This is a genomic window from Rhodopirellula sp. JB055, from assembly GCF_043100905.1.
Lineage (GTDB): Bacteria > Planctomycetota > Planctomycetia > Pirellulales > Pirellulaceae > Rhodopirellula.
Genome location: NZ_JBICHO010000256.1, coordinates 1 through 13,078 on the forward strand (window position 1 = coordinate 1; position 13,078 = coordinate 13,078).

General features: G+C 55.5%; 9 protein-coding genes. 4 read left to right on the plus strand and 5 right to left on the minus strand.

Annotated elements, in window-relative coordinates; all coding sequences use genetic code 11:
* From ACF8AM_RS10490 to ACF8AM_RS10505, 4 genes are all read left to right on the plus strand, one after another.
* On the plus strand, positions 1 to 1,461 hold a 1,461-nt coding region (locus ACF8AM_RS10490), incomplete at its 5' end, for an alpha/beta hydrolase (protein WP_392555594.1).
* Between the two features lie 204 nt (positions 1,462 to 1,665).
* The gene (locus ACF8AM_RS10495) at positions 1,666 to 2,151 is read left to right on the plus strand and encodes a MarR family winged helix-turn-helix transcriptional regulator (RefSeq protein ID WP_392555595.1); all 486 of its coding nucleotides are present in this window, start codon (positions 1,666 to 1,668) and stop codon (positions 2,149 to 2,151) included.
* Positions 2,152 to 2,195: 44 nt separating this feature from the next.
* A complete protein-coding gene (locus ACF8AM_RS10500; protein WP_392555596.1) occupies positions 2,196 to 3,761 on the plus strand; it encodes a porin in 1,566 nt (521 codons plus the stop codon).
* 823 nt (positions 3,762 to 4,584) lie between these two features.
* The gene (locus ACF8AM_RS10505) at positions 4,585 to 5,253 is read left to right on the plus strand and encodes a hypothetical protein (RefSeq protein WP_392555597.1); all 669 of its coding nucleotides are present in this window, start codon (positions 4,585 to 4,587) and stop codon (positions 5,251 to 5,253) included.
* 45 nt (positions 5,254 to 5,298) lie between these two features.
* Here ACF8AM_RS10505 and ACF8AM_RS10510 read toward each other — a convergent pair whose 3' ends face one another.
* The 5 genes from ACF8AM_RS10510 to rbfA form a co-directional block, all read right to left on the minus strand.
* Positions 5,299 to 8,526, minus strand: coding sequence for an efflux RND transporter permease subunit (locus ACF8AM_RS10510; protein ID WP_392555598.1), 3,228 nt, complete (start codon positions 8,524 to 8,526; stop codon positions 5,299 to 5,301).
* The gene (locus ACF8AM_RS10515; RefSeq protein ID WP_392555599.1) at positions 8,523 to 10,022 is read right to left on the minus strand and encodes an efflux RND transporter periplasmic adaptor subunit; all 1,500 of its coding nucleotides are present in this window, start codon (positions 10,020 to 10,022) and stop codon (positions 8,523 to 8,525) included. Before ACF8AM_RS10515 ends, ACF8AM_RS10510 begins: the two co-directional genes overlap by 4 nt.
* A gap of 490 nt (positions 10,023 to 10,512) precedes the next feature.
* Positions 10,513 to 11,253 (minus strand): YebC/PmpR family DNA-binding transcriptional regulator, encoded by a 741-nt coding sequence (locus ACF8AM_RS10520; RefSeq protein ID WP_392555600.1) that lies wholly within the window; start codon positions 11,251 to 11,253, stop codon positions 10,513 to 10,515.
* Between the two features lie 85 nt (positions 11,254 to 11,338).
* Positions 11,339 to 12,619, minus strand: coding sequence for a hypothetical protein (locus ACF8AM_RS10525; protein ID WP_392555601.1), 1,281 nt, complete (start codon positions 12,617 to 12,619; stop codon positions 11,339 to 11,341).
* A 13-nt stretch (positions 12,620 to 12,632) separates the two neighbouring features.
* Entirely contained in the window at positions 12,633 to 13,046 is a 414-nt protein-coding gene (gene rbfA, locus ACF8AM_RS10530) for a 30S ribosome-binding factor RbfA (RefSeq protein ID WP_392555602.1), read from the minus strand.
* Positions 13,047 to 13,078: the final 32 nt, after the last annotated feature.

A 13,078-nucleotide genomic window follows, 5' to 3' on the forward strand; every position in this document is an offset into this window, starting at 1 on the left:
ACCGGCGATCAGGCTTGGAGAACTCGGTCACCGAGCAACGGTTTTCTCGCAACCGTTGCTGGACGCTTGGTAGTCGCAACACTCGACGGATCGTTGCATGTGGGCGATGTCACAGAAGACGGATTCGATGAAGCAGCCCAAACCCGAGTGTTCAAGACAGGCGACACCGATTCAGAGGGACTGATGTGGAGTCTGCCATCGATCGCCGGTCGTTCGATTTACCTGCGAAGTCTCGGCGCGATCGCGAGAATCGATCTCGTACCTGGCCAACAACTTCAAACGGCATCCTCCGATGAATCCAAACTTGGGCCTGACTTCGCCGCGTTCATCCAGAGTGTGGAGTCTTCGGACGACAAACAAACCACGGTCGACGAGTACCTGCACGGGAAGTCCCTGCCCCTGATCGAAGACGACTTCGTTCACTTCATTCTTCAAGGGGATTACAACGACGTTGCTGTGGCAAGCGAACTGTTCGGTGTTCGCCAAGAACGAGCCATGCAGCGAGTGGCGGGAACCGATCTGTTCTACTTTGGAGTGCAGGTTCCCGATGCAACACGACTTTCTTACGTCTTCTTTGCCGACTACCAACCCGTGGTTGACCCAACTTCGGACCGCCAATTCACGAGCGGCTTGGTCGCGGGCGAAATGGAGCCGATCTTTCGAAAGCCGAACTCATCGCTGCAGCTTTCTTGGTTTGACAAAGGCAATCTTACCGACGATTTGTGGATCGATGTCGATGAACCGAACGCCGAATTGTTGGGGACCATCATCGAAACCCAACTGGACAGTGACGAACTGAAAGAGAGCGTTGGGCTTTCGATCTACTTGCCACCGGGGTACTCCGAATCTGAACAGGGTGCAGAACTGAAAAACTATCCGGTTGTGTTTGTGCATGACGGCAAACACGCTCTGCAAAACGGCAACCAGGCATCAATCGTTGATCAGTTGATCCAAGAGAAAACCATTCCCCCTGTCGTTGTCGTATTCATCGACAAACGTTTCTTCCCGATGCAAGGAGCAGCAGGCTACCCGGAGTTCTTCGCCCAGGAATTGCTGCCGATGATTGAACGCGAGTACCGAATCTCCGCAAACCGCGACCACCGAGCCAGTCTGAGTGGTGGGTTCGGTGCAACGCTCGCGTTGATGGCGACTCTCCCGGTCAGCGACCAAATTGGTGTGATTGGATGCCATTCACCGTTTGCATTCGAAATGTTGCACCCGATGGTGTCGCAGCTTTCCAAACTGCCGAACGAGCGTTGCCAAATCTTGGTGCAGTGGAGTCGATATGAGTTCCGGAACCCGTCGGAGAACTGGGACATGGGCGATCAAGCACAAACTGTCTCCAAAATCCTGGCGGACGGTGGACACCAAGTGACTTCCGAAAGAATCGGCACGGGGAGCGACTGGGCGAGCTGGCGAACCCAATCCGTTCGAATGTGGCAACATCTGCTTGGTCAATAGCCGTTGACTTTGTGTTCGCGTTCCCAAACACTTGTCATTGTTCACAGTTTCATTTGACAAGCGAGTGGACTGTTACGATTGTTCTTAGGGTAGTGGACGAGGCGACGAGTCCAGAAAAGGCGTCAAATACAAGGACTCGTAGCCTCGCCCACAAAAGGCAAACCCCACATTAGACAGTGACAGAAAACCAGGCGGGTGGCGAGAATGACGAATCCAAAAATCGGCGGCAAGCCAGCTTTGATGCTGACGAGTTGCGGCGCCGTCGAGGTCAGTGACCAAGAGCGAATTGCGTGCGGGTTGCACATCGCATCCCGCAGTCTGTCATCCGCTTTGGCCGCAGCAGTCGCTCCTCACGGACTCAGCGGAATGGAAGCGAACCTGCTTCTCAAATTGGACAAAGGGTTGAATTCCCCCTCGGAGATTGCAACCTATCTCGGCATCGACGCCTCGAATCTCTCGCGTTTGATGCGCAAGATGCAAACTGCCGAGTTGATTCGGCGGGAAGTGGACGCGAACAATCGCTCTCGGATCATCATCGAACTGACCGGGAAAGGCAAACGACTCACGAAGAAGATCAAACCGGATGTTCGCAAGATGGAAAAGAACGTGATGTCGGTGCTGACAGCCAAAGAACTGACAACGCTTCAAAAGATCTTGATGAAAATGTGTGTCAGCGTGATTGAAGGCTGACGGCTTGCCACCATCGATCACTGGAACAATTCCGCAAATCTCTCGTGATTGATGTAACCCATCCAAGTAGAAAAGACGATGATCGAGACAACGTCTTCTTGTTTGGGCAAATCATTTCGATGGGTATCCGCTGGCACCACTCCGCCGTCCACCGTTTGACAGTGCTAGCACTGACCGTTGTCGGACTTGGATTTGTTCGCTGTGCGGCTGCTGCATCTGACGGTCACGCCGCAGCCCCCACGTCCATCCCGGCACCCGTGAAACCGGCCGAAGACAGCGACGAGCAGAATGATTTGACGGAGGCGATCACACGAATTCGCGAGTTGGAAGCAATCGTCGCGGGCATGCAAGCTGAGTCATTGAATGGGCCGGCACCAGCGACCTTTGACGTCATGCCGTCTCCCTACCAGCCTCTGCCGGATCAATCCACACACGATGGAATCTATGATTCCGGTTGGACATGGCGTCCCCGCAACCCGCAAGAATCCCCGTTTGAGTTGACCATTGGGTTGCACAACCAATTTCGCTACACGGGTTTCTCTCGCGACGAAGCCACGTCGGTCGACGCAGCCGGGAACATTCGCGAGATCAACAACCGAAACGACTTCAACATCAACCGTGGGCGGCTGGTGTTTTCCGGGTACGCGTTCCACGAAGACTTGCAGTTCTATTCCAACATCGATTACAGCACCGTCACCTCGAATCCCATTCAGTTGCTGTTGGGGTGGATTTCGTTTCGGATGTCCGATCGGCTTTCGATCTACCTCGGCCTCGGCAAACTGCCAGGAACATGGGAATGGACCGAGACCTCGCGGTACACTCTCGGTGCCGACCGAACGATGGCGACGACCTTCTTTCGACCGTCCATCACAGCGGGCATGTGGGCCAAAGGCAAACTGACCGACGACATCTTTTATCACGCCCTGGTCGGGAACGGCTACAACACGCTGTCACTGCAAGCGTCTGAACTCGACACGCAACTCGCCTACTCCGCCCTTTCGTGGTGGGAACCGTTGGAGGAGTTTGGGCCTGGGTTCTCTGACATCGCAGACCACCAATCCCTTGCAATTCGATTGGGACATGGACTGACTCAAACCAGGAACGCCAGCAGCAGCAACGCGGATCCTGCGGCAGAGCAAACCGTCATTCGACTCAGCGATGGAACTCGCCTCATCGAACCCAATGCAATCGCCCCCGGAGTGACCGTCAATGCGTTTGATATCTGGCTTTACTCCGCGCACTTCGGAATCAAGCGGCGAGGATTCAGCTTCAGCAGCGAAGTGTTCTTGCGGTGGCTTCGTAACATTGAGGGCGACACCGGCACCATGCTTCCCTCGCAGTTTGACCAAGGATTCTATGTTCAAAGCGGCGTGTTTGTGATTCCACAAACACTGGAACTGTTTGCACGTGGATCGCAGGTGAACGGGGAATACGGCAGCGGCGACGAAATTTCAGCGGGGTTCAATTGGTACTTGTTCAACAAGCGATCCGCTCGCTTCACTTTCGACGTGACATCCATTGATGACTCGTCCGCACAGCAATCGCGAACGGGTTACGTTGCAGGAGAAAGCGGTAGCCTGTTCCGGTCCCAGTTGTGGACCTTCTTTTAGTCTTCATCCAGCGGACTCGCGCCAAGCGTGCCGCCCCAAGCAACGCAGGCCCAACTCAATGTCCTGCCTTGCTGATTTGGCTCCATTCTGTCGGCGGCACATTCTTACTGACCTGCACCACCTAGCCAGAATGATGCCCCCCGCTGAATTTTCTCCTGTTTTTTGATCCGAGTCAGACAGTTTAGTGTCTGCATGCAGTAAAAGAGTTTTGAAGCAGATGTGGTCCCGAGGAGAAAAGCATGGAAGCGGGGCAGTCTTCTCGGGGTGATTTTCCGTTGGACAGATGAGTCAGGCTCGCTCGATTTTTTCGAGGAGCTTCCTTCATCCGACCGGCATTGAACTCAAGTGAGAGGGCACCCCATTGAGTGATCTGATTTCGAGACGACGATCCATTGGATTTATTCCGACCGACCCGAGTTGGGTTGTGTTCCGGCGACCGGTCATTGTGATCATCGCCATCGCTTTTTCGTGCTTGGTCCATCTTTCTGATTGTCGCCCGTGCGCGGCCCAAACGGACGCTCGGTCGGGTCTTGATCCGACCACTGATCCGTTCTCGCCAATCGCAACCTTGCAACTTGATTGCACGCCGCTGTCGATCCAGTTTTTGAATCCCCCAGCCTCGTTGGCCGTCGGTGGTTCTGATGGGAAAATCTATCTCTGTCGTATCCCAGACCTTCAAATCGCATCGACCATCCAGGCACACCAGTTGGGTGTGCGTTCAATCGATTTCTCTCCGGCAAGTGGAGCATTGTGGACATCGTCGTACGACAGAATCTCAAGCCTTCACAAAAGAGGCGTCCACTGGCAAGTGGAACACACTCAAATGGAAGCCCCCGTGGCGGAAGTGATCGTTCGCCCGGGAAACATCTTTGGAATGTCGCTGATCAGCTACTTACCGCAGATTCAAGTTGCATCGCGGCGTGAGACCAAAGCGGTTTCGAGTGTCCAGCACTTGGTTCGATCGGGCAGCTACTCCGATTGCGGCCAGCATCTTTGTTTAGGCGACCGCCGTGGCAACATCCTGTTGGTGGCAGCGAAGCATGCAGACGACTGGAACAAGTATCAATCCATTCCAGTCCATCAAAGCACAGTTCGCGGAATCACATCGCTGCCAGGCACCTCCCAATTTGTTTCGTGCGGCGAGGATGGTCGTCTCGGAATCATCGACGGCAAAGGCAGCTCCGCCGAAACACTACTTGATAAACTGCCCGCCAAACTGGTGAGTTGCACTGGGATCACCCGTTCCACGGTGGCCTCAGGAGGAACCAACAATAAGATTTACGTGATTGACATACCAACTCGTCGGATCACCCAGATCCTGAACGAGCATCAAGGGACGGTGGTTGGTCTCGCCTCCAATCAGTCCATGCTGGCGAGCGTTGGGTTTGACTGCAAAGTCATCTTGTGGCGTCGTCAAGACACGGCGGGCCCAGACATCGACCAGCCCAATATCACGGGACTCGCTAAAACGGCAACCCGTGAGGGCGGATAGTCGCTGTCCTCTTCCTTTGCAGAATCACCGCGTCGGGGCTTGGTCTCACCCTGATGTGGTTTCGGATGGTGGTGGAGAAAGCTTCGCGATGACCAGATACATCACTGGTGCCAAAATCAATACGACCAGAGTACTGAGCGCGAGCCCAAACGTGAGACTGGTGGCCATCGGAGAGACCACCTGAGCTTCTTTGGAACGTTCCAACAGAATGGGCATCATTCCGGCACAGGTGGTCACCGAAGTCAGCAAAACAGCTCGAAAGCGACGTCGTCCGCCATCGATGATCGCGTCGTGAAGCGGCAAACCATCCGCGACACGGCGATTGATGAAGTCGACCAAGACAATCGAGTCATTCACGACGACACCGGCCAGGGCCACAATGCCGAAGATACTGAACAGGGTCAGATCGATGTCCATCACGATGTGACCAAGAATCGCCCCGATGAATCCGAAGGGGATGATCGAAAGGATCAAGATCGCCTGCCAGCTCGAGTTGAACTGGATGGTTAGCAACAAGAACATTGCGCCCAGCACGAACAAGAAACCCACGACCAAACTGTTCACGGTTTCGTCCGTCTGTTCTTGTTGCCCACCCCACTGCAACTGCACCCCGGGGAACTCTTTGCGAAATTCCGGGACAAAATTAGCTTTGAGGTCCGACACAACGTTGAACGCATTGCCGCGAGTTTCATCGACATCGGCCACCACCGAGATACTTCTCATCTGGTTGATTCGGCTGATTTCCGAATACCCGCGTTGCACATCGACTTCAACGATTTCATTGAGTGGCCGTTCCATCCGGTCCGCACCGCGCACGCGAATGTCGTTGAAGCTGACCAGCGTGTTTCGATCCTCACGCGGGTAACGCACGCGAAGCGGGACTTCATGCCGCCCACGCTGCAACCGCATCACTTCTTCGCCGTAATAAGACGCTCGCACGGTGCCCGCGACATCGGCCAACGAAACACCCATAGCTTTCGCATCGTCGCGGACCTTGATCCGGTATTCCCATTTGCCTTGCCGCGTGTCCGTTGCGACATCTGAGACATAGGGGTACTCCACCAGCTTGGATTTGCATCGTTCGATCGCCTCATCCAAACTCGCGAGGTTTTCACCGGTTGCCATCAAACGCATTTCGATTGGCAGCGACGCCGGCCCTCTCGGGGTGGCCCCAAATGCAACGGCCTCTGCACCGGGGAACTTTCCAGATTCCTCCCGCCACATACGGACAATATCGTCGCTCGAAACAGTCCGCTCGCCAATGTCATTGAGCTGGATGAACAACCCGCCGACGTGACTGGTAACGCTGCTGCCGACTTCATCACCGGAGGATCCCACTGTCCGTTGAACCGCTTGCACAAATCCGCCGGGGTCGGCCGTCATTTTTTCATCAATTGACCGCTGGTTGATCTTCCAAATCGCGTCTTCGAGTCGCTTGGTCGCCGCGTTGGTGATCTCCACTGGGGTGCCATCCGGATAGGTCACCTGCACTGTGATGAACCCAAAATCAATTTTGGGAAGCAAAAGGAACGGAACCATTCCCGATCGCACAACACCGACGGAAAGAATCAACAACCCGGCGAGCGTGGAAAGCACAATCGCGGGGTTCTTGAGTGACCAACGCAGACTGGGCGTGTAGAAACTGTCAATGCAACGCGTGAGCAACGCAGACATGCCGGCATTGGCCTTTTCGATCAGCCATCCAAGCGGTCGCAGCGGCATCAACACATAGGTCATCACATCCAAAAACCGACTGCGTTTGTGAGACAGGTGCGACGGCAGGATGGTCAGACTTTCAAACATCGAGATGATCAACATCGCCCCGACGCACATCGGTAACACGACGGTCAATCGTTTGATTCGGCCTTCCATGTACATAATCGGTGCGAAAGCGATCACCGTGGTCAAGATCGCGGTGATCACGGAAGGCATGACCTCATAAGCACCATCGATGGCCGCTTGGTGGTAACTCTTTCCCATTTCGCGGTGAACATAAATGTTCTCGCCCACCACGATGGCATCGTCGACCACGATCCCCAACGCGATCAGAAAGGCAAACATGGAGGTCATGTTGAGTGTATGCCCGCCAAAGTGCATGTAGATACAAGCACCCAAAAGTGAAATTGGAATGCCCAACATCACCCACCACGCGAGCCTCATCTCCAGAAACAATGCCAGCACGATGAAGACCAGCACCAAGCCCATCCAAGCGTTCTTGCTGAGCAGATTGAGGCGGTTCTTCACGCTTGTCGATCGATCGCGCATCGCAATCAATGAGTAGCCATTGGGAAGTGCATCGCTACCATCGGCAACGAACTGTCGAACTTCCTCCGCCACCTGAATCAAGTCATCGGCACTGGTCGTTTCAATCGAGACCAGAATCGCAGGGCGCCCGTTGACCTCGTTGATACTGCCTTCGACAGAAAACTCATCGCGCACTCGCCCAAGGTCACCAACAGTCAGCACCGCGCCATCGGGCTGGCTCACCAACGGGATCTCTTCGATGCCTGCACCGACCAAGCTCTTGTCGCTGCCACGAAGAAGCACTTCTTGCGACCGCCCACGCAGCGTTCCACCGGGAAGCTCCACATTGTTGGCTCGTACGATTTCCGCCACGCTTTGCAGCGAAAGGTTGTACTTTCGAAGCGTGTCCTCCGGAATTTCGATGTCGATCTGATAGTCCGGGGTGCCCACCAAATCGGCAACGGACACCGATGGCAGCGCCAGAATCTCCTCTCGGATTTGTTCGGCGACGCGGCGGAGGGAAAGGGCAGCGTCGGCTTTGGCCTCCTCCTGGTCGCTCGCCAGTTTCGAAAGCTCATCCACCTTGGGTCCCATGACCGCGACACGAATGGCGGTCACGAAATTCGTGTTCATCCGAATGTCAGGCTTTTCTGCCAGTTCAGGAAAACTGGGGATTTGCCCGATCAACGTGGTGACTTCGGTCAGGACTCGTTGTGCATCGGCCTGGTCCGCATCGGGGTCCAATTCCAACGTGACGGTGCCCATCCCCTCGCGAGCCAACGAGGTCATCTCCTCCACACCATCGACCGTGCGAATGGACTCCTCGATCTTCTCCAGGATGCCCTCTTCAATTTCATCCGGACTGGCCCCGGGATATTCCACCGAAACAGAGAGCACATACAGTTCAAAGTCCGGCCAAAAATCGCGACGAAGCTGGGTCAGGCTGAATCCCCCCAACAACAACACGCCCACCATGACCACGTTCATGGCCTGCCAGTTCTTGACCGACCAAGCTATCAGCGATTTCATCCGGCAACCTGCATGGGTGTGGCCGGGTCACGCGGGACTCGCATAGCATTGTTCCTTCCCGAATCGCCGGCTGGGGCAGCGTCTTGAGCTGTCCGTTCCCCGCCTGACTTCGCCGCTTTCTCAGTGCCAACGGGCATTCCCTCGATGGGATCGCTGATGGGTGAAACGATGATGCGGGTCGTCTCAAGCGAACACAGGTGATCCAACTCGGGCTGAACCTCAAGCACCACGTCACCCTCCACCCGACTGACCACCGTGATTGGAACGATTCGAAGTTTGCCGTCCGCATTGAGCCACAGCCGATTCCCAGGACGCACTGCCGATTCCACAACCCGCATGAGCAGTCGATTCGGTTGCGTTCGAATCGAGACATCCACAAACATCCCACGAGTCAATTGCCGACTGGTTCTTCCTTCTAACGAAGATTGCGGTGTGTCGACTCGGAACAGACAGGGATAGGTCCGCGTGTTCAAGTCGATCCCGACTCCGTCGAGTCTTTCAAAAATGGCAGACCAATGATGGGTTTCATTCCCAAAATGGCTGGAAACGCTCGCCGAAACCGCGGGATTCCGATCTGTCACGGAAGAGACCGTTTGTTCCACGCCAGCAGGATCGGTGGCATCCAAAGTTGGAAGACTAGCCTGACTGTTCCAAATCCAAAACATCTGATCCGCCGTCAGGCTGGCGCGAACCTCCACAACCGACGTGTCTTCAATCGCGATGAAGGGTGCTCCGGTGGAAAGAAAGGACTGCTCTTCGACCTCGGATGAGACGACTCTTCCATCAAGAGGAGATCGAATCACACATCGAGCCAGGTCCAAGCGAGCCCTTTCTAACAACACATTGGTGAGCCGCCGTTTCTCTTGAACCAATTGCAATTGTGCGGCCAGTTCTCGCTCCTGATTTGCAAGCTCAACCAACGCCGCATCCGCCGCCAGTTCGGCACGTCGCGCGGCGTCCACTTCCGATGCTGACGCGGCTCGCTGCGTGACCAAAGCGTTGATTCGCTCCCGTTCTTGCCTAGCAATGTCGAGTTGTTTCTTCGCTAGCTCTTGAAGCTGGATGGTGTTCTCGATTCCAACCTTCACCGAATTTTCTTCCGCTGCCTCCTGCTGAGACAACGCCTGCAATCGCTTCACCTCCAACTCGTATTCCGTCGGATCCAATCGAAGCAAAACCTCGCCGGCCTTCACGCTGCGTCCCGCACGCACGTTCTCAGATAGCTCCATCACTCGCCCCGCAACTTCCGACGCCAACCGCAGTTCTCGCAGTGGCACCACCACTCCGTTGACATCGATCGCTACCGGACCGCTGTGAAAACGAATCTCATCGGTGGCGACAATCGTGTACGGCAATTTCGGCGGCTTGCTCCGCTGCGGGCGTTTGCGTTCACCCAAGAAGGTGTAGCCATAAATTGCCGCTCCCAAAACGGCCGCCGAGACGACCAGATTGACAACCACATGGAAAGGCGATGAACGTCGAGTTTGCGTACGCACAGACGCGTGGTCTCCGTCGGCGCTCGTCGATTGCCCTCGCGTTTGTGAATGACCAGATCCAACGTCACCGGCAAGCGGTGTTTCACCGGAGCAGCCATCTTCGGTACCCGCCGGCGAAGCTCCGAAGGCTTGAGAATCGCCATTCGTCAAAGGCTTTTGGGACGTGAACTGAATATCGGGCATGGGCGTCACGATTTTCGCGAAGAGAACACGGAGTTCATGGTGAACCGAAAACACGCCTGTGCGGCGTACTCCTTCCAACCATGCTCCAGCGATCCAACGAGTGGAAAACGCTCACAGTGCAATGACAAACGCTAAAACCGCAGCGCACCGCTGAGCGCCGATTGAAACCCGGACAAAGCCGAATGTTCCGCGAAAAAAGAAAAGTCGCCCCAGATCGTCCGCCCTCAGCCTGACACCAGCCGTGTTGGCTGGTTCAATGCATCGGACCGGGTGGAGAGATGATCGTCACTCGACGCCGAATTGGCGGCTATTCCGAGAGCGATTCGGATGGAAAATTCGCGTTCGTGCTGACAGTTTGAATGTCGTCGTGGTCATCCAATGCTTCGAGCAACGCCAACACCTTGCCCGAAACGCTTTCGTCCAGATCCACGTTGGTCGAGGCGACCTGGGTCACTTCGCTGACTTCGGTTTCCATGCTCGCTTCGTCAAAGGCGACTTCCAAATCGCTGAACGCCTCGGGACTGCAAGTCACTTGGACCTTGCCGTCTTCATCGACCTCGACGTCGTCCGCTCCGTTCTCAAGAGCGAGTTCAGTGACCTTTTCTTCGTCCGCACCTTCACCGAAGACGAAGATGCCTTTGCGTTCGAACAGGTAAGAGACACAACCGGTCTTCCCCAGTTCTCCGCCGAACTTGCCGAACATGGTTCGCAACTCGGGAGCAGTCCGGTTCCGATTGTCCGTCAGGGCCAAGCACATCACCGCGACTCCGCCGGGTCCGTACCCCTCGTAGAGGACTTCTTCGACTGCATCACCTTCCAGCTCACCAGTCCCACGTTTGACGGCGCGTTCGATGTTGTCCTTTGGCATCGAGACCGCCTTGGCGTCATCAATCGCTTTTCGCAAGCGAATGTTGGTCGCCGGATCACCACCGCCCATTTTGGCGGAGACAATGATCGCTTTGCTGAGCTTGCTCCACATTTTGCCACGTTGGGCGTCGACACGCCCTTTGCGGTGCTGGATGTTTGCCCATTTACTGTGGCCTGCCATCAGAGTTGTCCTTCCGTTTTGGATTCAATCGTTGATCAATGAATTGCGATCGCGTCCACCGGATTCGGACCGATCCGCAGTAAGATCAGCGGGGTTTCCGCTTGGTCAATTTTCGATTGGTCGCCTTCTTCCCGGCCGCGGTCCCAGTGGATTCAGCGGACGAGGACTTCGCAGCCGTGCTGGATGACTTTTTCGCTGACTTCTTCGGCGCTGCTTTCTCGCTACCGGACTTTGCATTGCGGCTCGATTTTTTGGCGGGAGCCTTTTTGGTGGTCTTCTTGGTCGCGGACTTCGATGTGCCTGTCGACTTGGAAGCGGTCTTGGAAGCAGACGTCTTGCTGGATTTCTTTGGAGCGTCGGCCTTGCTTGCAGCCGCACCCTTGGACGCGGTCGCAGACTTATCCGTGGCTGTCTTTTTCTTAGCAGATTTGGAACTGGCTTTGGCTTCCGCCTTCTTGGCTTCCGCAGCCAAGCGAGCCTGCGATTCCGCGGCTTGCTCGGCAGCCGATTTCTGTGGTGCCGCAGGTTTGGTCGAACGGCTTCCCTTTTTGGCGCTGCGTTTGACCAACACGGCCGACTTGGCTTCGGCGACTTCTGCCGCTTCCGCTTCGGCTTCTTGTTTGGCAGCTTCGCGTTCTTCTTTCTTCCGCGCCTTCACGCGTTTGATCGCCGCTTCTTTGCTGCTCAGCCATTCGTCGAGTTCCTTCGAACTGCCTTTGACGATGGACTCCAGGAAAGTCCGACCGGTCTTGTCTTTGGGATCCATCAGCAATGCGACAGCAGGCTGGTGCAACAAGGCGGCGAATTCGACTCCCTTGCTTTTCGGCACCGCTCGTTCAAGACCAGGCACACGTCCCTCGGCGGCCTCGGTCTGACTGGCGATCCCGGTCACCAACATCACCACCATGGCGGAATAGTCGATAGGAATCGAATGCCCTCCCAAGCCGTGCTGGATAATGTAGCTGAGCACGAACGGGGTCATCGAAGACATGCCCTCGAACTTCGCCACCGCTTTGCCGAGATTCTCTTTCTTCAGGTGATCCAGATCGAAGCTGTAAAATTCCTCGAAGATCGCCTGCAGAATCGACTTCAGACGTTGAGCGGCTTTCGACGGATCCGGGAGGCTGGACAGAACCCCAGCCAACTCGGTCACGGTGGTGACACGAACTTCGTTCCAATCGAAGTAATCCTGTTCCAGCTTCGCCAGACCTTCGTCGGCCAGGTCAGCGGGACAATCTTCCAGCAGGCAAGCGTACAAAGCGTGCTCAAGAAGCGGACGCGACGGGGTGGCGGGGGCCACGTCATAGTGTTTTTTCAAAGCTGCCTGCAGCTTTGTGATCAGTTTCGCGCGGTTGGTGGCTGACATCTAAGTGCGGTAATCAATCGTTTGAGTGGGGAGTGGCGTCTTCGCCAGAATCATTTTGGTCACGATCATCGATCGCGCCTTCCTTTTCTTGCCGAATCCGAGCAAGAATCTGGCCGACCGTCATCGCGTTTTCTTGACCTTTGTCGACCTCGAACCGCAACTTGGGCGTGTAGCGGGTATCCATTCGATTGGCGATTTTGCTTTGCAAGAACCCAGCGGAATTCTGCAGCCCTCGCAAAGACAGGTTCTTTTGCGCTTCGTCACCCATCACGCTGACCTTCACCTTGGCTTCGCGCATGTCAGGCGAAACCTCCACACCAATGACAGTGACGTCACGGACGCGAGGATCACGGACTTCGGTCACGATCGCATTGGCGACCACTTCGCGGATCGCCTCGGCGGCTTTGAGCAAACGACGGCTGGACAAAAGACAAACTTCAACAGAAACATTCCCAGTAT

Excerpts from the sequence above, each read along its gene's own strand:
- ACF8AM_RS10495 (WP_392555595.1), top strand. The coding sequence starts at position 1,666 with ATGACGAATCCAAAAATCGGCGGCAAGCCAGCTTTGATGCTGACGAGT.
- ACF8AM_RS10505 (WP_392555597.1), top strand. The coding sequence starts at position 4,585 with ATGGAAGCCCCCGTGGCGGAAGTGATCGTTCGCCCGGGAAACATCTTT.
- ACF8AM_RS10510 (WP_392555598.1), bottom strand. The coding sequence starts at position 8,526 with ATGAAATCGCTGATAGCTTGGTCGGTCAAGAACTGGCAGGCCATGAAC.
- ACF8AM_RS10520 (WP_392555600.1), bottom strand. The coding sequence starts at position 11,253 with ATGGCAGGCCACAGTAAATGGGCAAACATCCAGCACCGCAAAGGGCGT.
- ACF8AM_RS10525 (WP_392555601.1), bottom strand. The coding sequence starts at position 12,619 with ATGTCAGCCACCAACCGCGCGAAACTGATCACAAAGCTGCAGGCAGCT.